This is a genomic window from Ralstonia nicotianae (assembly GCF_018243235.1).
Taxonomy (GTDB): domain Bacteria; phylum Pseudomonadota; class Gammaproteobacteria; order Burkholderiales; family Burkholderiaceae; genus Ralstonia; species Ralstonia nicotianae.
The window spans coordinates 1717042-1737355 of the sequence record NZ_CP046674.1 but is presented as its reverse complement, the minus strand read 5'-3'; the positions used below and the strand labels follow the sequence as shown (position 1 = coordinate 1737355).

At 63.9% G+C, this 20314-nt stretch carries 20 protein-coding genes and 4 pseudogenes; 13 read left to right on the top strand and 11 right to left on the bottom strand.

The window, feature by feature from the left end:
• Positions 1-3: 3 nt before the first annotated feature.
• Together argE and serB are read left to right on the top strand one after the other, a co-directional pair.
• The gene (gene argE, locus GO999_RS08080; protein WP_019718727.1) at positions 4-1197 is read left to right on the top strand and encodes an acetylornithine deacetylase; all 1194 of its coding nucleotides are present in this window, start codon (positions 4-6) and stop codon (positions 1195-1197) included.
• Positions 1198-1308: 111 nt separating this feature from the next.
• The gene (gene serB / locus GO999_RS08075) at positions 1309-2166 is read left to right on the top strand and encodes a phosphoserine phosphatase SerB (protein WP_019718726.1); all 858 of its coding nucleotides are present in this window, start codon (positions 1309-1311) and stop codon (positions 2164-2166) included.
• 27 nt (positions 2167-2193) lie between these two features.
• Here the strand turns inward: serB and GO999_RS08070 are convergent, their stop codons facing one another.
• The 4 genes from GO999_RS08070 to rimO all read right to left on the bottom strand — a co-directional run bounded on the left by GO999_RS08070 (position 2194) and on the right by rimO (position 6801).
• Positions 2194-3408 carry a cystathionine beta-lyase gene (locus tag GO999_RS08070; protein WP_019718725.1) on the bottom strand — a complete coding sequence of 405 codons (1215 nt, stop codon included), beginning with the start codon at positions 3406-3408 and terminating at the stop codon, positions 2194-2196.
• A gap of 42 nt (positions 3409-3450) precedes the next feature.
• Positions 3451-4158 (bottom strand): hypothetical protein, encoded by a 708-nt coding sequence (locus GO999_RS08065; RefSeq protein WP_211906738.1) that lies wholly within the window; start codon positions 4156-4158, stop codon positions 3451-3453.
• A 4-nt stretch (positions 4159-4162) separates the two neighbouring features.
• Positions 4163-5347, bottom strand: a complete 1185-nt coding sequence (bktB, locus tag GO999_RS08060) for a beta-ketothiolase BktB (RefSeq protein WP_197360173.1) — start codon at positions 5345-5347, stop codon at positions 4163-4165.
• 95 nt (positions 5348-5442) lie between these two features.
• Positions 5443-6801 (bottom strand): 30S ribosomal protein S12 methylthiotransferase RimO, encoded by a 1359-nt coding sequence (gene rimO, locus GO999_RS08055; RefSeq protein ID WP_211906737.1) that lies wholly within the window; start codon positions 6799-6801, stop codon positions 5443-5445.
• A 20-nt stretch (positions 6802-6821) separates the two neighbouring features.
• On the opposite strand from rimO, the gene GO999_RS08050 reads away from it, so the two are divergent.
• Positions 6822-8465 (top strand): recombinase family protein, encoded by a 1644-nt coding sequence (locus GO999_RS08050; RefSeq protein WP_211906736.1) that lies wholly within the window; start codon positions 6822-6824, stop codon positions 8463-8465.
• A 152-nt stretch (positions 8466-8617) separates the two neighbouring features.
• Here the strand turns inward: GO999_RS08050 and GO999_RS08045 are convergent, their stop codons facing one another.
• Both GO999_RS08045 and GO999_RS24950 read right to left on the bottom strand, forming a co-directional pair.
• Entirely contained in the window at positions 8618-9553 is a 936-nt protein-coding gene (locus GO999_RS08045; protein ID WP_211906735.1) for a hypothetical protein, read from the bottom strand.
• Positions 9554-9555: 2 nt separating this feature from the next.
• The gene (locus GO999_RS24950; RefSeq protein WP_277615474.1) at positions 9556-9681 is read right to left on the bottom strand and encodes a hypothetical protein; all 126 of its coding nucleotides are present in this window, start codon (positions 9679-9681) and stop codon (positions 9556-9558) included.
• Here GO999_RS24950 and GO999_RS08040 point away from each other — a divergent pair.
• The gene (locus GO999_RS08040) at positions 9680-9916 is read left to right on the top strand and encodes a hypothetical protein (RefSeq protein WP_211906734.1); all 237 of its coding nucleotides are present in this window, start codon (positions 9680-9682) and stop codon (positions 9914-9916) included. The genes GO999_RS24950 and GO999_RS08040 overlap by 2 nt on opposite strands.
• Before the next feature lie 343 nt (positions 9917-10259).
• On the opposite strand, the gene GO999_RS08035 is transcribed toward GO999_RS08040, so the two are convergent.
• Positions 10260-10673 carry a hypothetical protein gene (locus GO999_RS08035; RefSeq protein ID WP_211906733.1) on the bottom strand — a complete coding sequence of 138 codons (414 nt, stop codon included), beginning with the start codon at positions 10671-10673 and terminating at the stop codon, positions 10260-10262.
• An 89-nt stretch (positions 10674-10762) separates the two neighbouring features.
• Here GO999_RS08035 and GO999_RS08030 point away from each other — a divergent pair, with 89 nt between their 5' ends.
• The 7 genes and pseudogenes from GO999_RS08030 to GO999_RS08000 form a co-directional block, all read left to right on the top strand.
• Positions 10763-10903 carry a hypothetical protein gene (locus GO999_RS08030; protein WP_211906732.1) on the top strand — a complete coding sequence of 47 codons (141 nt, stop codon included), beginning with the start codon at positions 10763-10765 and terminating at the stop codon, positions 10901-10903.
• A gap of 70 nt (positions 10904-10973) precedes the next feature.
• A complete protein-coding gene (locus GO999_RS08025) occupies positions 10974-11189 on the top strand; it encodes a hypothetical protein (RefSeq protein ID WP_211906731.1) in 216 nt (71 codons plus the stop codon).
• Positions 11190-11194: 5 nt separating this feature from the next.
• Entirely contained in the window at positions 11195-11431 is a 237-nt protein-coding gene (locus GO999_RS08020; RefSeq protein ID WP_211906730.1) for a hypothetical protein, read from the top strand.
• A 675-nt stretch (positions 11432-12106) separates the two neighbouring features.
• Positions 12107-13222 (top strand): hypothetical protein, encoded by a 1116-nt coding sequence (locus tag GO999_RS08015; protein WP_211906729.1) that lies wholly within the window; start codon positions 12107-12109, stop codon positions 13220-13222.
• 104 nt (positions 13223-13326) lie between these two features.
• Positions 13327-14477 (top strand): IS3 family transposase gene (locus GO999_RS08010; RefSeq protein ID WP_086005422.1). Its coding sequence is split into 2 segments (ribosomal slippage): positions 13327-13570 and positions 13570-14477, totalling 1152 coding nucleotides; the frame shifts between segments, so codons are not numbered across the junction.
• A gap of 346 nt (positions 14478-14823) precedes the next feature.
• Positions 14824-15102 (top strand): annotated as a pseudogene (locus GO999_RS08005) (transposase); the annotation flags it as partial.
• Between the two features lie 52 nt (positions 15103-15154).
• Positions 15155-15841 (top strand): annotated as a pseudogene (locus GO999_RS08000) (IS110 family RNA-guided transposase); the annotation flags it as partial.
• A gap of 35 nt (positions 15842-15876) precedes the next feature.
• On the opposite strand, the gene GO999_RS07995 reads toward GO999_RS08000, so the two are convergent.
• Positions 15877-17075, bottom strand: a protein-coding gene (locus tag GO999_RS07995) for an IS3 family transposase (protein ID WP_197362529.1) whose coding sequence is annotated in 2 segments (ribosomal slippage) — positions 15877-16760 and positions 16760-17075 — 1200 coding nt in all. Because the reading frame shifts where the segments join, the coding sequence is not laid out codon by codon here.
• Positions 17076-17170: 95 nt separating this feature from the next.
• On the opposite strand from GO999_RS07995, the pseudogene GO999_RS07990 reads away from it, so the two are divergent.
• Positions 17171-17509: pseudogene (locus tag GO999_RS07990) on the top strand (transposase); the annotation flags it as partial.
• Between the two features lie 280 nt (positions 17510-17789).
• Positions 17790-18733 (top strand): annotated as a pseudogene (locus GO999_RS07985) (IS3-like element ISRso10 family transposase); the annotation flags it as partial.
• On the opposite strand, the gene GO999_RS07980 reads toward GO999_RS07985, so the two are convergent.
• The 3 genes from GO999_RS07980 to GO999_RS07970 all read right to left on the bottom strand — a co-directional run bounded on the left by GO999_RS07980 (position 18699) and on the right by GO999_RS07970 (position 20132).
• Positions 18699-18899 carry a hypothetical protein gene (locus tag GO999_RS07980; RefSeq protein ID WP_211906728.1) on the bottom strand — a complete coding sequence of 67 codons (201 nt, stop codon included), beginning with the start codon at positions 18897-18899 and terminating at the stop codon, positions 18699-18701. The pseudogene GO999_RS07985 and the gene GO999_RS07980 sit on opposite strands and share 35 nt — an antisense overlap.
• The gene (locus GO999_RS07975; protein ID WP_211906727.1) at positions 18892-19134 is read right to left on the bottom strand and encodes a hypothetical protein; all 243 of its coding nucleotides are present in this window, start codon (positions 19132-19134) and stop codon (positions 18892-18894) included. The genes GO999_RS07980 and GO999_RS07975 overlap by 8 nt, the downstream gene beginning before the upstream one ends.
• Before the next feature lie 77 nt (positions 19135-19211).
• Positions 19212-20132, bottom strand: coding sequence for a DUF3800 domain-containing protein (locus GO999_RS07970; RefSeq protein WP_249215060.1), 921 nt, complete (start codon positions 20130-20132; stop codon positions 19212-19214).
• Positions 20133-20314: the final 182 nt, after the last annotated feature.

The window sequence follows — 20314 nt, the reverse complement described above, 5'->3', positions numbered from 1 at the left end:
ACCATGAGCACCACCGCCACCGCACTTTCCACGCTCGACTGGACGCGCAAGCTGGTCAGCTTCGACACCACCAGCCGCGGCTCCAACCTGGCGCTGATCGAAACCGTGCGCGACCACCTGCACGGCCTGGGCCTGCAGACGCATCTGTCGTACAGCGACGGGCGCGACAAGGCCAACCTGTTCGCCACGGTCCCGGCGGCGGACGGCGGCGTGCAGGGCGGTATCGTGCTGTCGGGCCACACCGATGTGGTGCCGGTCGACGGGCAGCGCTGGAGCAGCGATCCGTTCGCGCCCGAAGTGCGCGACGGCAGGCTGTACGGGCGCGGCACGTGCGACATGAAGGGCTTCATCGCCGCGTCGCTGGCGCTGGTGCCGTCGGTGCTGCGGGCGCGCCTGCGCGAGCCGATCCACTTGGCGCTGTCATACGACGAAGAAGTCGGCTGCATGGGCGCGCCGCGCATGATCGAAGACCTGATCGCGCGCGGCATCCGCCCCGCCGGCTGCATCGTCGGTGAGCCGACCGGCATGCGCCCGATCGTCGCCCACAAGGGCATCAACGCCTACCGCTGCCGCGTGCACGGCCGCGCCGCGCATTCGTCGCTGACACCGCGGGGCGTCAACGCCATCGAATACGCCGCCCGCATCATCTGCTTCGTGCGCGACCTGGCCGACGAATTCCGGGCCCGGGGGCCGTTCGACGCGGCGTTCGATGTGCCGTTCACCACCGCCTCCACCGGGCTCATCGACGGCGGCATCGCGCTCAATACCATTCCCGCGCTGTGCGAATTCGTCTTCGAGTTCCGCAACCTGCCGGGCATCGATGCGCCGGCGATCCGCGCGCGCGTGGAGCACTACGTGCGCGAGACCATCGAGCCGGCCATGCGGCGCGAGCATCCGGAGGCCCGCATCGAACTGGACGAGATCGCCGCCGCCCCGTCGCTGGACGCCTCCGAACAGGCCGCCATCACGCAGCTCGTGCGCGCGCTGACCGCGGACAGCGACCTGCGCAAGGTCGCCTACGCCACCGAGGCGGGCCTGTTCCAGCGCGCCGGCATCCCGGCTGTTCTATGCGGCCCGGGCCACATCGAGCAGGCGCACAAGGCCGACGAATACGTCGAACTGGCCCAGCTCGACGCCTGCGACCGCTTCCTGGCCAACGTGGCGCGCAGCCTGATGCTGGAGCCCGCCTCGGCCTGAGCATCGCCTTCTGGTGGCGGCCCGCCTGTCGGTGGGGCGCCATCCCGGCGGGGGCGTTCGCTACAATAGCGGGCTTCCTCGGCGCTTCACTTCCCGTTTTTCCGCCTCTCCATGCCCGTCGTCCTGCAAAGCCTGTCGCCGCTGTCCTCCAGCGATATCGAATCCGTCCGCGGCCTGTTCGGCCACGCCACGTACGCAATGCGCGCGCCCAACGTCGCCGTCATCGAATGGGTGCACGAACTGCCCAGCGAACTGCGCGTGCAGCTCGACGCCATCTGCGCCAACCTGAAGCTGGACTACGCCTGGATTCCCGACGAGTGGACCTTCGGCGACTTCCGCGTGCTGGCGATGGACATGGACTCGACCCTCATCACCATCGAGTGCATCGACGAGATCGCGGACTTCTGCGGCCTCAAGCCCCAGGTGGCGGCCATCACCGAAGCCTCGATGCGCGGCGAGATCAAGGATTTCAACGAAAGCCTGACGCGCCGGGTGGAGCTGCTCAAGGGCCTGGACGCGAACGTCCTGGAGCGCGTCTACGCCGAACGCCTGCAGCTGTCGCCCGGTGCCGAGCGCATGCTCAAGGCCGTGCAGGCGCTGGGCATCCGCACCCTGCTGGTGTCGGGCGGCTTCGATTTCTTCACCTCGCGCCTGCAGGAGCGCCTGGGCCTGGACCGCACGCGCGCCAACACGCTGGAGATCGTCGACGGCAAGCTCACCGGCCGCGTGCTCGGCGAGATCGTCAATGCGGATGTGAAGGCGCAGACGCTCAAGGCGTTCTGCCACGACCTGGGCGTGACGCCGCAGGAAGCCATCGCCATGGGCGACGGCTCGAACGACCTGAAGATGATGGGCGCGGCGGGGCTGTCGGTGGCCTTCCGCGCCAAGCCCATCGTGCAGGCACAGGCCGACGTGGCGTTCAACGTCGTCGGCCTGGACGGCCTGCTCAATCTTTTCCCGCAGCCGTAAGCGCCACGGCAACGCCCTGCGGGCCGCTCAGGCCGCCCGCAGGTGCGCTTCCATCGCCTGCTTCAGGTCGGCGATCAGGTCGCGCGGGTCTTCCAGGCCGATGTACAGGCGGACCAGGCCGCCCGCGTTCTCCCAGCCCGCCGGCGGCCAGACCGTCGCGGTGCGCATCGACGGGACGCTGTACGGCAGCGCCAGGCTGTTCGCCCCGCCCCACGAAAAGCCGATCGCGAAATAGCGCAGCGCCTCGACAAAGGCGTCGATCTGCGCCGGCGTATAGCGCGTGTGCAGCACGATCGAAAACAACCCGCTCGCGCCGGTGAAATCGCGCTTCCAGTACGCGTGCCCCGGACAGTCGGGCAGCGCCGGATGCAGCACGCGCACCACCTCGGGCCGCTCGGCCAGCCATTCCGCCACTTCGCGCGCGTGGGCGTCGTGCGCCGCCAGCCGGGCCGGCAGGCTGGGCAGCCCGCGCAGCACCAGGAAGCAGTCGTCCGCCGACACACCCCAGCCCATGCGCATGCGCGTGGACAGCAGCGTGTGGTGCAGCGCTTCGTCGTTGGTGATGGTGGCCCCCATCAGCACGTCGCTGCCGCCCGACTGGTACTTGGTCAGCGCCTGGACCGAGATGTCGATGCCGTGCGCGAACGGCTGGTAGTACAGGCCGCCGCTCCAGGTGTTGTCGATCGCGGTGATGGCCCCGGCCGCGCGCGCCGCCTCGGCGATGGCGGTGCAGTCCGGCACCTCCATCGTCACCGAGCCGGGCGCTTCCAGCCACACCAGCCGCGTGTTATGGCGGATCAGGCCGGCGATGCCGGCACCGATCATCGGATCGTAATAGCGCACCGTGATGCCGAACTGGCGCGCCATCCATTCGCCGTGGTCACGGGTCGGGCCGTAGGCGTTGTCCGGGATCAGCACGTCGTCGCCCGACTTGACCAGCGCGAAATACACCAGCGAAATCGCCCCCAGCCCCGACGGCAGCAGCAGCGCGTGCCTGCCGCCTTCGATCTGGGCCAGCGCCTGGCACAGCGTGTCGGATGTCGGCGTGGCATGCAGGCCGTAGCGCCAGTGCACCACGCTGCCGTGCCCGAAGGCACGCATGTCGGCCAGGTTCTTGAAGACCACCGTGGAAGCACGGTGCGTGGCGTGCGAGAACGCCGCGAATCCGGGCGGGATGTGCAGGTCCGGATGGACGGCCTGCGTGGCGGGGAATGGGGGCGGGAGCTTGGTTTCGTCGGTCACGGAGGCGTCCTGGGAAGTGGCGCGGGGCAACTGCCCCGCAGCTTACCAGCGCGCGCCGGAGCGCGCGGGATTGACGGGCGGCAGCACCGGGGCCGGCGACACCTGCCCGGGCGCGGCAGGCACCATCGGCGTGGCGGCCACCGCGGCATTGCTGTTGGCGGCCCCGTCATACGGCGGAATCACCACCACGGCGACCGGCCGCAACATGAACGGCAGCGTGCGGCCGTCGTGGGCGGCATCCGTCCACGTGCCGCGCACCGCGCCGTGCGCATCGATGGCGCCCTCCCAGGTGCCGGTGACGTGCGTGCCGTCGTCCGACTCTTCCATCAGGAAGCCGCCGTTTTCATACTCGCCGGTGACCAGCCGCACGCCCGGGCCCTTGCCGGCGACGTATTCGCCGTGGACGCTGTCGATCTCGCCGGGCTTGGCGCCCAGGCGCATGTGGATCGGCACCTCGCCGAGCATGCCGGTGTAGACCGGGTACTTGGCATATTCGGGCTGCGGCTGCAGCACGCGCGCCTGGGCGGTCTGCACGGCAACGCCGTTGTCGGCCCCGGTGCCCCGCCGCCGCTCGCCATCGGCGACGGCGCGGTTCAGGCCCAGGTCCGCCGACGGCGCGCTGATGGCGCCGGTGGACACGTCGTAACCGTTGGAAGCCTTGGCCGGCGTCTGCGCGACCGCCGGCGCCCCGGCCAGCTGCAGCGCGACCAGCGCGCCGGCCGCCCAGGCGAAGCGCCCCGCCGGAAACATGCGTTCAGATGCGTTCGAACACCGCGGCAATGCCTTGTCCTCCACCAATGCACATGGTCACCAACGCGTAGCGACCGCCGATGCGCTGCAGCTCGTGCAGCGCCTTCACCGTGATCAGGGCGCCGGTCGCGCCGATCGGATGGCCGAGCGAAATGCCCGAGCCGTTCGGGTTGACTCTGGCCGGGTCCAGGCCCAGCTGCTGCGTCACCGCGCAGGCCTGGGCCGCGAAGGCCTCGTTGGCCTCCACCACGTCCAGGTCCTTGACCGTCAGCCCGGCCCGCTCCAGCGCCTTGCGCGTCGCCGGCACCGGGCCGATGCCCATCACCTTCGGGTCCACGCCCGCGTGGCCGTATGACACCAGCCGCGCCAGCGGCTTCAGGCCACGCCGCTCGGCCAGCGAGCGCTCCATCAGCACCAGGGCCGCGGCCGCATCGTTCAGGCCCGAGGCGTTGCCCGCCGTCACGGTGCCGTCTTCCTTCGCGAAGACCGGCCTGAGCTTGGCCATGTCCTCGAGGGTCGCATCATGGCGGACATGTTCGTCGGTATCGAACTGCACATCGCCCTTGCGCGACTTGATCGTCACCGGGACGATCTGGTCCTTGAAATAGCCGGCCTGGATGGCGCGCGACGCACGCCGATGCGACTCCACCGCGGTCTGGTCCTGCAGTTCGCGACCGATGCCGTACTCGCGGGCGACGTTCTCCGCCGTCACGCCCATGTGGATCGCCTGGAACGGGTCGTGCAGCGCGCCCAGCATCATGTCGACCAGCCCGGCGTCGCCCATGCGCGAACCCCAGCGCGCCGCCGGCGCCAGGTACGGCGCGCGGCTCATGCTCTCGGCGCCGCCGCCAATGGCGACGTCGACATCGCCCAGCAGGATGGTCTGCGCGGCGCTCACCACGGCCTGCAGGCCGGAGCCGCACAGGCGGTTGACGTTGAACGCGGGCGTCTCGGCCGGCACGCCGCCTTCCAGGGCGGCCACGCGCGACAGGTACATGTCGCGCGGCTCGGTATTGATGACGTGGCCGAACACCACGTGGCCGACCTCCTCGCCCCCGACCTGCGCGCGCGCCAGCGCCTCGCGCACCACCAGGGCGCCCAGCTCGCACGGCGCCACGTCCTTCAGGCTGCCGCCGAACGTCCCGACCGCGGTGCGGACACCGCTGACCACCACCACTTCACGTGCCATTGCTGTCTCCAAGGCAATTGATCGTCAATGGCAGCCAGTATAAGCAAACGATCGTTCGAAAATGGCCTGGCCTGCTGGAGGCCCGCCTCGACGGATCAGACCTCGCCCCACAGGTCGTGGCCATCGGCGCCGGTGATCTTCACCGACACGAAGTCGCCCGCCTTGTAGCGCTTGTACGGCTTGGACGGCGGCGCAATGTAGACCAGGCCGTCGATCTCCGGCGCATCCGCCGACGAGCGGCCGATGCCGCCATCCTGGTTGACCTCATCCACCAGCACGCGCAACGTCTTGCCCACTTTGCGCTGCAGGCGGCGGGCCGACACGCGCTCGGCCACTTCCATGAAGCGCGCGCGGCGCTCCTCGCGCACCTCGTCGGGCAGCGCGCCCGGCAGATCGTTGGCGGTCGCGCCCTCCACCGGGGAGTAGGCGAAGCAACCGACACGATCGAGCTCGGCCTCGGCGATGAAGTCGAGCAGCGTCTGGAACTCTTCCTCCGTCTCGCCCGGGAACCCGGCGATGAAGGTGCTGCGGATGGTCAGCTCCGGGCAGACCTCGCGCCAGGCGCGGATGCGGTCCAGCGTCTTCTCCGCGTTGGCCGGGCGCTTCATGCGCTTGAGCACTTCCGGATGGGCATGCTGCAGCGGCACGTCGAGATACGGCAGCACCTTGCCCTCGGCCATCAGCGGCATCACCTCGTCCACGCTCGGATACGGGTAGACGTAATGCAGGCGCACCCAGGCGCCATACTGGGCCGCCAGTTCGCCCAGCGCGCCGACCAGTTCGGTCATGCGCGTCTTGAGCGGCCGGCCGTTCCAGAAGCCGGTGCGGAACTTGACGTCGACGCCGTAGGCGCTGGTGTCCTGCGAGATTACCAGCAGCTCCTTCACGCCGGCCTTCAGCAGGTTCTCCGCCTCCAGCATCACTTCGGCCACCGGGCGCGAGACCAGGTCGCCGCGCATCGACGGGATGATGCAGAAGCTGCAGCGGTGATTGCAGCCTTCGGAAATCTTCAGATACGCGTAGTGCTTCGGCGTGAGCTTGATGCCCTGCGGCGGCACCAGGTCGATGAACGGATCGTGCGGCTTGGGCAGGTGCGTATGTACCGCCTCCATCACCTCGCCCAGCGCATGCGGACCGGTCACGGCCAGCACCTTGGGATGCACGCTGGTGATGATGTCCTGGCCGGCGGCGTCCTTCTTCGCGCCCAGGCAGCCGGTGACGATCACCTTGCCGTTCTCGGCCAGCGCCTCGCCGATGGCGTCCAGGCTTTCCTGCACGGCCTCATCGATGAAACCGCAGGTGTTCACGACCACCAGGTCGGCCCCGCCGTAGGTGCCGGAAATCTCGTACCCCTCGGCGCGCAGCTGGGTGATGATCTGCTCGGAATCCACGAGGGCTTTGGGACACCCAAGCGATACCATTCCTATACGTTTCGAGCCAGCCGGCTTTTCCATGTCACAACTCTGCGGGGTATATGTCAAAGGCAAGAGTTTACAGCTATCTACGGTTCAGCGACCCCAAACAGGCCGCCGGCAGTAGCGCTGACAGGCAAATTGAGTATGCGCGGCGCTGGGCCGCCGAGCGTCAGCTCGCCCTCGACGATTCCCTATCCCTTCGCGATGAGGGCCTGTCTGCGTACCACCAAAAGCACGTGAAACAGGGGGCACTGGGCGTTTTTCTTTCTGCTGTCGAGGACGGGACGATACCGATGGGCTCCGTCCTGATCGTGGAAGGGCTGGACCGGCTCAGCCGTGCCGAGCCTATCCAGGCCCAGGCCCAGGCGCAGCTCGCCCAAATCGTCAATGCTGGCATCACTGTCGTGACTGCCAGCGACGGCAAGGAATACAACCGCGAACGCCTGCGCGCGCAGCCGATGGACCTGGTCTACAGCCTGCTCGTCATGATCCGCGCGCACGAGGAATCGGACACCAAGAGCAAGCGGGTCAAGGCCGCGATCCGCAGGCAATGCCAGGGTTGGATTGCTGGCTCTTGGCGGGGCATCGTGCGCAACGGCAACGATCCGGCTTGGGTAGCCCCGGTCGATGGCAAGTTCGAGCTTGTGCCCGAACGCGAGGCAGCGGTGCGCGCTGCCATCAGCATGTTCAATCGTGGCTACGGGGGCGTGCGGATCGTGCGGGAGCTGACCGAAAGCGGCCTTCAGCTTACCGGCCAGGAGAACGGCGGCCAACATCTCTACAAGCTGCTGCGCAACCGGGCACTCGTCGGCGAACGGGTCTTGACGGTCGACCGCGAAGAGTTCGTTCTCAAAGGCTACTACCCCGCCATCCTGACGGAAGAAGAGTTCGCCGGGCTTCAGCACTTGGCGTCCAAGCGTGCCGGCCGCGCGGTGCGCGGGACGATTCCCAGTGTGGTCACCGGTACAGGCATCACTTTCTGTGGGTATTGCGGTCGCCCGCTTGCGAGCCAGAACCTCACCAACCGCCGCCGCCGGCCAGACAACTCGCTCGCAGACGGGCACCGGCGAGTCCTGTGCACGTCATACGCGAAGGACTCAGGCTGCCCTGTGGGCGGGAGTTGCAGCGTAGCGCCGATCGAGCGCGCCATCATGTCATTCTGCGCTGACCAGATGAACCTGACCCGCCTGCTGGATGGCGACAACGGCGCTTCGGTCATTGCAGGCAAGCTCTCCGTAGCTCGCCTGAAGGTCACAGACATCGAGGCACAGATCCGCCGAATCACCGACGCCCTACTCTCGGATGATGGGGAAGCACCTGCCGCGTTCATGCGCCGCGCGCGCGAGCTCGAGGAGAGTCTCGCCGACAAGCAGAAGGACGTGGCCGCCCGGGAATCCGAACTTGTCGTTGCCAGCTCGACTGCAACGCCGGCCGCAGCCGAGGCCTGGGCCGCGCTCGCCGAAGGGGTCATGAATATCGACCACGAGGCGCGAGTCCAAGCTCGACAGCTCGTTGTCGATACCTTCAGTCGCATCACGGTCTTCCATCGTGGCTTCCGACCTGACGACGAGGACGGCAGCTCTATTGGCACTCAGTTGATCGCGAAGCACGGCAACATGCGCCTCCTGAACGTGGATCGCCGCAGCGGACGCTGGCGCGCAGCCGAGGACGTCAACGTGGCGGCGCTGGGATTCACCGCATAGAGATTGGCCAACAGCCGCACAGCGGGTTTGGTGTGCGCGATGAAGCATGTCAGATTTGTCGCCGTTGACCTGATCAGTGGCAATGGATACTGTATATATATCCAGTGTCCGCGCATCATGGAAACGCCCGTTCCACACAACATCGTCCACCGCTACAAGTTCTTCGACTCACGTACAGGTCGCTGGAAAACGACCCAGCACCACATGAGCGCAGAGGCTGCTGCGTTCTTGTCGTACAGGCTGGGATAGCTGCACACCGCGCGCAGGGTGGACACATCCATCGGCGCGGCCCCAGATGCGGTGACCGCGGCAAGGGACAGCTTAGCCCCCTGCTCAACCGTCGAGTTCGTGTACTGGAACGCAAATGGCGAGCCGGCGGCCAGGCTGATCTGCCCAGAGCAGAGAGTGGTGGTGACCGTGAACACCTCGCCGGCCACCGGCTGGTAACCGGCAATGCCATCGGCCCCGAGCACGAGGAACAGCGCGCCGGTCTCGTCCGACTCGATGTTGTACGTGCGCTGCCCCACCGCCACGTTCACGAAGTCGGGCAGGTATTCAAAGACGTTGCTGTTCGCGTCCGTCAGCTCAACCCACGTGATGTACTTGCCGGTCGGCGCCTGCGGAACCGGGATCTGGTAGAACGCGCTGACCACGCCCACGGTGTGCTGGAACGAAGTCTGCTCCTGCTGGACAGCCGTGACTGTCCCGCTCGCCCCGGGCGCCACGGTCGCGCCGGCAGTCACCACGTAGCTGTTCCCCTGGGTGTCGTATAGCGGTCGGCCCGTGAGAACCGGCAGCGGAGTCGTTGTGGACGGGTTGGCGATCGTGACGGTGGCGGTCCCGGATTGCCCGAATGGGAGCACGCCTTTCGCAGCAGCATCTGCCAGAACAGTCAGATCGCGCGCCTTGGTGAACGGCTCCATCGCCTGGACGTCCTGCTCTGCCGACTTCATGGCGAGCATGGTGGCCATCGCGTCAAGGCTGGCCAGGAGACGCGGATCTCGCGCCTGAAAGAACTGGGCCGCCGTCGGATAGTTGCTGATGGCTGCGGCGATTTGCGCCTGGTAGTCGGCTTTCGTGTACGCCATGCTCAGACCATGTTGTTGATGGTTTCGTCGAGCGAGACCGTCGCCCCACCGACTTGGATGAACAGATCCTTGGCGTCAATGGTGCCGCCACGGTTCTGCCAGTAGAGGTTGCCGTCGATCAGTGGCATGGGTGTCGGCGGCGGCAACGATTACCTGGCCGTGTTGTTCTGGTTCGATGCCGGGAGCAATTTCAATGCTCGTACCAATAGCCTGGGCCAGCAGACCGGAACGTTCGATATTGCCCAGGTCCAGTTGGAAGCGGGTGTCGCGGCCACACCGTTCGAGTTGCGCCCGTGGGTGGCAGAGACCCTCCTGTGCCAGCGTTACTACCAGAAGTACCCTGGGTTCCAACTGTGCGGGTAGCGTACGGATTCGCTAGCCCGACGATCCCCACTGCGCCGCGTGGTGGTGTAACCGCGCTGACTGTCTCGGTGCCTGCCGCTCCACCCGTCACAACTCAGCTTGGCAGCAACACCCGCAGTACCACGACGGCGGTGGTGCAAGCACCGCGTGAGGTTGGCCAGAACCCGTCCGAGCGCTCCATCGCGCTGATCGCCACGGGTGGCCTGGGAAGCTACCAGTAAGGACGCGACATGCAGAACCTTGTCACCGTTGAAGAGATCCAGGGAATGGTGAGCCACTGGCTTCGCACGCCCGTGAACGGCTATTTGGGCTCCGACTATGGCCAGGACATCCTGGCGATGCTTCAGGGGCCGATGCAGTCGGATGCGGGCGATGCGTTCATCGACAAGCTTGTGTCGGACGTGCCGCTCCTCACGGCACTGCCGGCGGGCGCGGTCAGGCGAGCCATCTGGGTGACGGTCAGACGCTCGTTGAAGCGCTCCCCCGTTGAAACGACGAATCCGACCGTCTTGCCGCCTTGCTCATACGGCTGCACGAGCGGCGGGAACACGAGTTCGTCAATGTAGACGTCGGTGACGCCGACACCCTTGCGCGAATAGATGCGACCGTAGGCATCGCCGAACTCACAGCCCTTGAGCGCGATCGGTGCGGCGATCTTGTTGAAGATGGGGCTCAGCGTCTTTTGCAGATCCTCGACGATCGCATTGACGCCCTTGTCACCCTTCTTGGTGCGCTGGTTCCCGCTACACGCCCACACATGACAAGGCGCTGGAGCTGTTCGGGCGTATCGGCAAGCCGCTGACCTGGATCGCCCAGCACTCTGGCATCAGCTACAACCGGGTGCGGATGCTCAAGGCTGGGTTCAGGGAACGGCCGGCCACCACCGGAGCGCCGGCCCGCGAGCCGGTTGCCCTCAAGTACCCGGAGCAGTACGTGCTGGAAATGCTCGCCGCCCATGTAGAGCTGGCGCGCATGGTGAACGGCTAGGTGCTCTCTTTTTTTCGGCGCTGCTAAGATGATCCACACATCTCCCACCCAAGCGATGGAGGCAGCGAGCATGGCAACAACGATGTTTTTCGAGGAAACCCTGAAGGATGCCGCCCGGTCGGGCAACTCGGTGGAGGTCGAGGTTGGCCGCTCATCCTTCCTCCACGGCCAAAACTTGGTCTACCTGGTCATCGACGGCAAAACCGTGATCCTGAACGAGACGATGGGCCGCAAGTTCTGCCAGGCAGTCAACGAGCTTGGCCACTACCTGAATTACACAAGCTAGGCTCCGTGAGCGACCTCGACGCCCCGCTGGCGCTCGACCCAAAGCACGTTGCTGCGTTCGTGGCCATCGTCTGCCGCGACCCGCTCTTCGATCCTGAGTATCCCGCGCACGAAGACGCCATCGCATGGCTCTACGCCCATCGGTACGCGCGCGAGACGTTTCTGGGCCCCGTCCCGACTGAATTCGGAATCGCCTTCTATCGCATTGCCCAGCTCGACCACGGCTGGCCGGACATACCATGACGCGACCAAGTCTGACGCACAGATCGCCTTATCTCCCCAGATCGCGGTAGTCCTGACTCTCTACACACCCGCCTCCCACGTTTTGGGGATGGCGGGCGGGCAGACTGCCCCCTACTGTCGCCCTGCGCAGTCTGCGCAACAACAGGGAGGGATGCATGAAACGAACGATTGCACTGCTGGCTTTGTTGGCCGCGACTACGGCATACGCCAGTGACAGCGTGAAACCTGTGAGCCCAGGCTCGAAATCGGGCACATCCACGTCAGGCAACTCAAAATCTGGCGGCGGTGGAGCGGATAGCGGGGGCCGTGGGTCAGAAGGCGGCACCCATAGCGGCGGAGGAAAGACAACCGATCCTGCTGTACGCGTGGACATCAGCGGCAACCGCCCCGAACGGCAAGGCGGCTACAACAATAGGGGCGAGAACTTGGAACGCCCCAAGGACCCAGTCGGCCCGATCCGCTCAGGAGGCGGCGGTGGCACTGCAACCTCGCCGAAGGTCAAGGAACCCAAGGACGGTTGATTGCCGAGCGGCGGTGACGCAGACGGAGGCTCAGACGGCGTTACTGTCGCGCCGCCCCCCCACTTGATACCTACGGATTGGGGATGGTAGTTCCCCCGTCTGCCACCTAGATTGGCTGAAGCGCGGTCCGCGCTGCTATCAAAGGGGGAAAATCATGAGAATGTCGACCGTTGGGCGGCGGTGGTCCGCCCTTCTGGCACTCGGGGCCACGGTATCCGTGCTCAACGGATGCGCGTGGCTGCAGGTTGCAAGCATCGAGCGCAATAAACACCCAGCCAGCGATCAAAGTTCGGCTGGCATGACTGTCGTGCTCACTAGCAGTTCGGAGCTTGGCAAAGGCGTTCTAACAGAAGAGCAAACACAGCTTCGCAACTACGCAATAAAGCATTGCACACCGCCTTCCACGGAGATCGCCACAGTCAGTAGGAACGAGCGGCAGGCGTTCGTCCTCACCGTAGCGGCCCTCGCCTTTATCGAGATGGGGGTCAGTGTCGTGGCCTCCGAGGCCAGCAACGCGATGCAGGCATATGCGGACAAGGAGAAAGCCAAGTTCGCACCCAGCCCCCAAACAGCATCTATCCCCATCGACTATCTCTGGGCGCCGCGTGGCGCTCCGGCTTTTGACTGCGTGATTGCCGGGACGCGAAGGGCGGACTACCAAGCGAAAGCCGCCAATGGAACGCCAGGTGGTGACCCCGAACAGTGGGATCTTGTTTTTGTGGCGGTCCTTAACCAATCTCCGGCGGATGTGAAGCCAGTCGCTTACCGGTTCACTCCCACCTACTTCAGCCTCGCTCGCAGCACGGCGCTGACGACACTCAACAGCAACACCGGTGCCACCGGCTCTTCGTCCCCACCCACCGGCCAGATCACGACCACCTTGAAAATCGGTATTGCAACACCTACCAACAATGGTAAAGGGGCCGTTGACGCAAAAATCGTGTTACCAAAGGTCGATCTCCCTACATGCACTGCCAGCGCCTGCGCAGGCGCGAAGACACTCGACCTTTCAACGCGGGACGGAGCGCGCAAGCTGCTCGCCAGTCAAACACCGTGGTTTCAACTGCCTGAACCCACTGACACTGACGAAAACAAGCGGCAACTTTGCAGGAATGACGCAAAGTGCATCCCAGCTTATGTGACCGTTTCCCTCGCGCAGGCTGGGAATGGAAGTCCGGACTTTGATAGAGCGAAATCTGAGCTAGAAAGCGGGACAAAAGAGCTTGTCAGCGCGCTCGACAAGATCCTCGAATCGAAATCCGCAAAATAGCGACCCACGGGCGGTCACGACCCGCCCTACACGCAACGCCCTGAATCGCCCCGGCCTAAGTAGACACCTGTGAGCCTCAAACTAGAGGTTAGACAGGAGGTGCGATGAGCGCGAAGAGATACACCGAGGAATTCAAGGTCGAGGCGGTCAATCAGGTTTTGGACAGAGGTCACAGCGTTGCCGAGGTCGCGCAGCGGCTGGGCGTGAGCCAACACAGCCTGTACCAGTGGATCAAACAACGACGCCAACCCGTGGCGCAACCGCAAGGGCAGGTATCGCCATCCGACGAGGTACGCAGGCTCAAGGCCGAGCTCAAACGGGTGACCGAGGAGCGCGACATCCTAAAAAAGGCCGCAGCGTACTTTGCCAAGCAGTCCGGGTGAGGTACGCCTTCATCAAGGCGCACGCGGGTCAATACAGCGTGCGCCGTCTGTGCAAGGCGATGTCGGTGCATCCCAGTGGTTACTACGCATGGCACGCAAATCCCTTGAGCCCACGCGCGAAGGACAACCAACGCCTGCTGGGGTTACTCAAGCAGGCCTGGCTGGAGAGCGGCGGGGTCTATGGCTATCGCAAGCTCACCTTGGACATGCGCGATTTGGGCGAGCGCTGCGGCAAGCACCGCGTGGCGAGGCTACTCAAGGCCGAGGGACTGCGTTCGCAATCAGGCTACCGTCGACGTCCTGCTGGGCGTGCCGGCAAGCCGGCGGCGGTCGCGCCCAATCACCTGCAGCGGCAGTTCACGGTCAACGGCCCGAACCAGTCCTGGGTGACCGACATCACCTATATCCGCACGCACGAAGGCTGGCTGTACCTGAGCGTGGTCATCGATCTGTGGTCACGCATGGTCGTCGGCTGGTCCATGGGGCAGCGCATCGATACCCAGTTGGTGCTGGATGCCTTGCTGATGGCACTATGGCGACGCCGTCCGCACCAGCAGGTGCTGATTCACTCGGATCAGGGGTGCCAGTTCACCGGCCACACTTGGCAGAGCTTCCTGCGCGAGCACAACCTGCTGTGTAGCATGAGCCGGCGCGGCAACTGCCACGACAATGCCGTGGCTGAGAGCTTCTTCCAGTTGCTCAAGCGCGAGCGAGTGCGGCGGCAAATCTATGTCACCCGGCAGCAGGCCAAGTCCGATGTCTTCAACTACATCGAGATGTTCTACAACCCAACACGGCGACATTCGAGCGCCAACGGACTATCGCCGGTAGAGTTCGAACAACGCCATTCCCAACGGCTCGCGGGTGTCTAGAAAAACCGGGGCGATTCACCCTGCGGCCAGACTGTCAAAATTCGCTACGCCGCCGGCGCTGCGCCACGTGTATCCCTACGATCGGGGAATGCAACGGTCAATCGCAATCGAGCGCCGCACCCGCCATTCGAGCGCGTACCCCACCGCCTTTGCTGCCTTCTCCAACAATTCGCGATCCGTCATAACTCCCTCACGCGGCACGCGGCAAAGTCCACCTCGCTCCAACCACCGCAGGTGGGGTGCTGGTACTGCTTGGAACGGCCCCCAGAATCCCCGGACACAGTCACCCACTTAAACTACGGGTAGGCATACGACTGTGTTTATGACTAGCAGCAACCAAGAAGTGATGGAAGTGTTGACGGGCCCGGAGCGTCGCCGGCGGTGGTCGGTGGAAGAGAAGCTTGCGATGGTCCGAGAGAGCTTTGAGCCGGGCAAGACGGTCTCGATGGTGGCGCGCCAGCACGGCGTGAATCCGAATCAGGTGTTCCAGTGGCGCAAGCTGTACCAAGACGGGAGCCTGTCGGCAGTGACCGCGGGCGAGGAAGTGGTGCCGGCCTCGGAGCTGGCCGAAGCGCTCAAACAAGTCCGTGAGCTGCAGCGCATGCTCGGCAAAAATGGTATGGACGCCTCCGCCGCAGCAATAATGGTGCGTCACCACCTTTCCAGGGAGAGCGGAAATGGAACCGACCATCATTGGCGTTGACATTGCGAAGCAGGTCTTTCAGTTGCACTGGATTGACCGCGAGACGGGGGAAGTGGTTGACCGGCAACTCAAGCGAGGTGCCTTCTTGGAACATTTCGCAAATCGTGAACCCTGTCTGATTGGCATGGAAGCGTGTGGCAGCTCACAACACTGGGCACGGCGGTTAAGCGAACTTGGACATCAGGTCAAACTGATGCCGGGCAAGCTGGTCAAGGCGTTTGTGACAGGCAACAAGAACGACGTTGCTGACGCGCGCGCCATCTGGGCTGCAACGAGTCAACCTGGCATCAAGACAGTGGCAATCAAGACCGAAGCGCAGCAGGCCGTTCTAGCGCTGCATCGCATGCGCCAGCAGCTAGTGATATTCCGGCGCTCTCAATCGAATTGCTTGCGTGGACTGCTGAGCGAGTACGGCGAAGTCATGGCATTGGGGCGGGCCGCGATGAGCCGAGCGATGCCCGACGTGCTCGCACGGCTGGAGTCGCGATTGCCGGCAGTCCTGATAGATTCCCTCAGAGAGCAATGGCAACGTCTGAGCAACATGGACGAGGAGATTGCCCGTATCGAGCGGCGCTTGAGGGCATGGCTACAGGAAAGCGATGCGTGCAAGGCAATTGCGGATATTCCAGGCGTCGGCTTCTTGACTGCGACTGCGGCAGTGGAGTTGCCCCTGTAACTCAGGACACGCGAACACCGTTAGGTTGATGACGCGGCAGCACGCCTGAACTCGCGAGGCGAGCGGTATTTCAGGGCTTTGTGCGGGTGACGCTCGTTGTAATGCTCAAACGCAACAGCCAGACGCGAGAGCGCCGTTGGCGCATCGGGCTTGTCCATATAGGCGACGTAATTGTGCTTCATGGTCTTCACGAATGATTCGGCCATGCCATTGCTCTGCGGCGAACGCACGGGCGTGGTCAGTGGCTCCAGGCCCAGCTCGCGCGCAAAGCGGCGCGTGCGGTGGTCGATGTAGGCCGAGCCATTGTCCGTCAGCCATTCGATGGGCTGAGTAGCCTGCGTGGTGCCGAAACGCTGTTCCACCGCAGCCAGCATCACGTCACGCACTACGTCACCGCTATGTCCGCCTGTGGTTGCCGCCCAGCTAATCGCTTCTCGGTCGCAGCAGTCCAACGCGAACGTTACGCGCAGCGGCGTGCCATCGTCGCAACGGAATTCGAAGCCATCCGAGCACCAACGAGCATTGCTCCGGTCCACGGCTACCCGACCGTCGTGTCGCCGCTTGTCTCGACGCACGCCAGGACGGCTCAGCAGCAACTGATGCTCGCGCATGACCCGATAGACGCGCTTGTGGTTGATGCACGGCGCGCCGACTATCTCACGACTGCGTCGCAGCAGCGCCCAGATGCGCCGGTAGCCGTAGGTCGGCAAGTGCGCCACATGGGCCAGGATTTCCTCGACCAGTTCCGTGTCGTCGGTCAGCTTGGCACGGCGACCATCTTGCCAACCGGACGAGCGAACCTGCTTCACCGCCACGCCAGAGCGCGCCACGCCGAGAACTTCGCAGACCGTTTTCAATGGTCGTCCCCCGGCAACAAGGGCGAGCGCGCAATCAGGTTTTTTGACCGACCCCACTCGACGGCTTCTTTCAGGATTTCGACTTCCATCGTTTTCTTTCCGAGTAGCCGCTGCAGTTCCTTGATTTCCTTGATGGCTGCGGCCAGCTCCGATGCAGGCACAACGGTTTCGCCCGCTTGCACTGCCGCCAGGCTGCCTTCCTGGTATTGCTTGCGCCAGCCGAACACCTGGTTCGGGTTCACGCCGTGCCGCCGCGCAACGGCAGACACCGATGCGCCCGGTGCCAGCGTTTCCTGCACGATGGCGATTTTTTCCTGTGCCGTGCGCCGACGACGGCGCTCCGGCTCGGTCAGAACTTCGATGGATTCCACGTAATGACTAGGCTTACTGATAGGCACAAGACTATCCCTTATTTTAAGAGTGTCCTTGTGTCCTCAGATACGTGGGGCCGCTCCAGGCAGTTGCCGCAATGGGCAATGCGAAGGCCTTCAAATCTGGTCGTGAGTTTGCAGCTTGGCTCGGCTTGGTGCCAGCGCAGATTGGGACGGGAGGGAAGGTGCGCCTACTTGGAATCAGCAAACGAGGCGACCGCTACTTGCGCACCTTGCTCATTCACGGGGCGCGCTCGGTCATGAAGCACGTGAAAGATGCAGAGTCATGGGCAGCAAAGCTCAGGCAGCGGCGACCGCTCAACATTGTGATAGTGGCCTTAGCAAACAAGATGGCGCGGACGATTTGGGCATTGCTTGCGCACCGATGCTCATACCGAGCTGACTATACGGCGGCAATTGCATGACGGCACCATGTATGGCATCCGGATGCCCTTGATGTTGCACTGAACGCGAACTTCCCAGGTTGCGCAAGGTATCGATTGTGATGGCAAACAGGTTAGACCGGGGCTCACCAAACCTGCATCGTCTTCTGGACATCATGGTCCGTGGCAAAAATGAGGCGTGAGTCAGCGGATTCCATAGGGGCCAGCGGGGTTCGTCCTGTATAGGCCGGATATAAAACCGCAGCCTTCTTACTTGTTCGACAACTCATCGACATCTTGCCAAACAGGAGGCGTCCATATAAAGACGATGGAGAACGAGATTCTTCGCGAAGCCGTGGAATACGGTCGGGCAAAAAAGTGGATAGCGCGCTCGCCATCGTTGCCGGGGGACGACCAGTGAAGCTAGTTTGCGAGGTCCTCGGCGTAGCGCGCTCAAACGTGGCGGCCAAGCGGGCCCGGCCGGGTGATTGGCGCGACGGGCGCACAGCTCGGCAAACCGACGACGCTAGCTTGGTCGACGAAATCCGGCGCACCATCGCCGACTTGCCGAGCTATGGCTACCGGCGGGTCTGGGGCAGATTGCGGCGCGAACGTGAGCGTCAATGCGAAGCGCCGATCAATGCCAAGCGTGTCTATCGGGTCATGCGTGTGCACAGCTTGCTGCTTGAGCGCAGGCCGACGCCACCGCGTCCACCGCGCCGGCATGACGGCAAGGTCGCCGTGGCCAAGAGCAACCAGCGCTGGTGCTCCGATGGCTTCGAGTTCCGCTGCGACAACGGCGAGCCGCTGCGGGTGACGTTCGCGCTGGATTGCTGCGACCGCGAGGCGATGAGCTGGGTGGCGACGACCGGCGGCTACAGCGGCGACGTAGTACGCGACGTGATGCTGGCGGCCGTCGAGCAGCGCTTCGGCAATGTTCCGAAAGCGCCAGCGGAAATTGAATGGCTGACGGACAACGGCTCAGGCTACATTGCTGGGAAGACTCGCGAGTTCGCCACGGACATTGGCTTGAAGCCATTGACGACACCGGTTTGCAGCCCGCAGAGCAACGGCATGGCCGAGAGCTTCGTGAAGACGATGAAGCGCGACTACGTCGCCTTCATGCCCAAGCCTGACGCGGCCACAGCGACGCGCAACCTCGCCATCGCGTTCGAGCATTACAACGAGCAGCATCCCCATAGCGCACTGAAATATCGCTCGCCACGCGAGTTCAGGCGCAGGACGGAATCATCAACTCAAGTGTGAGGCGGTGTCCGGAGATGCGGGGGCAAATCCACTGCTCACCTCGCGGCGTGCCATCATCGCCTTCGTCAACGCCAAAGATCCTCCCACAATGGCCGCACCTGATGGCCCAATCGCCGCCGTCTTTCATGTAGCTGCGGACGGTCTTGATCTCGGTCGGTTCACCCATGGCTCTGCTCCTCCTGCGAGGCGGCGACGGTGCGCGCCTTCTTCTCCTCCAGCTTGTGCTGGGCGACGAGGATGTCCCACTCCTCCTGTTCAATCCGGCGACAGCCCTCGAACTCCAGCTTGAACGACTTGGCCGGCTCGGCGACGGCGTAGCCTTTGGCTTCGTCTCGCGCAACCGCGCCAGGAACGTCGGGGAACTGCGGTGAATCCGTGCGCACGGTAGCCGACGGTGGCATCCACAGGCCACGCCGGAACGCGTAACCGGCACGCTCATCTTGTGCTGGGTGGCACACCGCTCAGGGGGCAATCAGCTCTATGGCGCTATGTCGCGCGTCAGACCATCCGCACCAGGCGCCGCAGGGACAATCGTTGCTGCGGCCTCTTGCTCCTGCCGTTTGTTGATCGCAGCACGCAGAGCCGTGCCGACACTTCCCTCCTTGGCACCCCGCGGCTCCAACCGGGGCACTACGAAAAGGTCGGCTGTCGAACGCTTCAGATGCCTGTCAAAGACATTGACGCTCCAATGTGTTTCCACTCGGAACTGCAATTTTTTGACACGTTTGGTATAGCGACGCCGGATGTCAAGATCGCGGCCATTGACGTGCACACCACTGACATGTCCAAAGCAGTACACAGATGACGCCATGGGGAACAACAGCGCGGAACAAAGTACGTCAGTAATCTGCAGTCCAACGTGATTGTTCGAGACGCCAAACGTCGGCAGCTCCAACACACGATCGAAAGGATCTCCCTTCGCCCTATATTTCTGCGTGAAGATCGAATGAGCGACCTGGTCGTTTAGCTGTGTCGTCCGAAAGTCAGCAACCATGAATCCGCTTGCGGCTTGGCTGGCCAAGTAGGCCTGGAACGCCTTGCACGCATGCTGCACAGACTGGGTGTAGGTCTCGCGCGGCTTGAATGGCATGCCGACACCCTTGACCCAAATGGTTCCGAGGATGCGACAACCCAGCCGCTCCAGCAGTCCGAGAGTGTCATCAATGAAGCGCAGTTGAGTCGTCGCACGGGGACCTTTCTTGCGGATCACGCTGCGAAGGTCGGAGCCTTTGATTTCCTCCCTTACATCATCCAACAGATGCTGGGATTTGAAGGACCCTGGGAAGTATTTGCGCTTCAGCTTCAGGAATTCGGTCGTGAGTTCGGAAAGTGACTCCTGCCGCACGATCAGCCCGGCGATCACAAGCACCGGCTGAATGTCAGTCTTCTTTGTAGGCAATGGCGCACTGCACCCTGCCTCATCGATGTAGCAGATGTACCCCACTCCGTCCCCCGAAATGAAAACAGCCGCTTGAGCGGCTGTTTGGCGGTCTAGGACCGTATTTGTCGCCAGGTTGCCCCGTTCGACGAGCGATTAGGAATACCTAATCGTGCCCGGATGTTAGATGTTATTAACGGTAC

What these genes read in the sequence shown, in the direction of transcription:
- GO999_RS08065 (WP_211906738.1), bottom strand. Translation starts at nt 4,158, where the DNA reads ATGTTTCCGGCGGGGCGCTTCGCCTGGGCGGCCGGCGCGCTGGTCGCG.
- serB (WP_019718726.1), top strand. Translation starts at nt 1,309, where the DNA reads ATGCCCGTCGTCCTGCAAAGCCTGTCGCCGCTGTCCTCCAGCGATATC.
- GO999_RS07980 (WP_211906728.1), bottom strand. Translation starts at nt 18,899, where the DNA reads ATGGGTGAACCGACCGAGATCAAGACCGTCCGCAGCTACATGAAAGAC.
- GO999_RS08045 (WP_211906735.1), bottom strand. Translation starts at nt 9,553, where the DNA reads ATGGCGTACACGAAAGCCGACTACCAGGCGCAAATCGCCGCAGCCATC.
- GO999_RS08040 (WP_211906734.1), top strand. Translation starts at nt 9,680, where the DNA reads ATGGGTGTCGGCGGCGGCAACGATTACCTGGCCGTGTTGTTCTGGTTC.
- argE (WP_019718727.1), top strand. Translation starts at nt 4, where the DNA reads ATGAGCACCACCGCCACCGCACTTTCCACGCTCGACTGGACGCGCAAG.
- GO999_RS08025 (WP_211906731.1), top strand. Translation starts at nt 10,974, where the DNA reads ATGGCAACAACGATGTTTTTCGAGGAAACCCTGAAGGATGCCGCCCGG.
- GO999_RS08030 (WP_211906732.1), top strand. Translation starts at nt 10,763, where the DNA reads ATGCTCAAGGCTGGGTTCAGGGAACGGCCGGCCACCACCGGAGCGCCG.
- GO999_RS24950 (WP_277615474.1), bottom strand. Translation starts at nt 9,681, where the DNA reads ATGCCACTGATCGACGGCAACCTCTACTGGCAGAACCGTGGCGGCACC.
- rimO (WP_211906737.1), bottom strand. Translation starts at nt 6,801, where the DNA reads ATGGAAAAGCCGGCTGGCTCGAAACGTATAGGAATGGTATCGCTTGGG.
- GO999_RS07975 (WP_211906727.1), bottom strand. Translation starts at nt 19,134, where the DNA reads ATGCCACCGTCGGCTACCGTGCGCACGGATTCACCGCAGTTCCCCGAC.
- GO999_RS08015 (WP_211906729.1), top strand. Translation starts at nt 12,107, where the DNA reads ATGAGAATGTCGACCGTTGGGCGGCGGTGGTCCGCCCTTCTGGCACTC.
- bktB (WP_197360173.1), bottom strand. Translation starts at nt 5,347, where the DNA reads ATGGCACGTGAAGTGGTGGTGGTCAGCGGTGTCCGCACCGCGGTCGGG.
- GO999_RS08050 (WP_211906736.1), top strand. Translation starts at nt 6,822, where the DNA reads ATGTCAAAGGCAAGAGTTTACAGCTATCTACGGTTCAGCGACCCCAAA.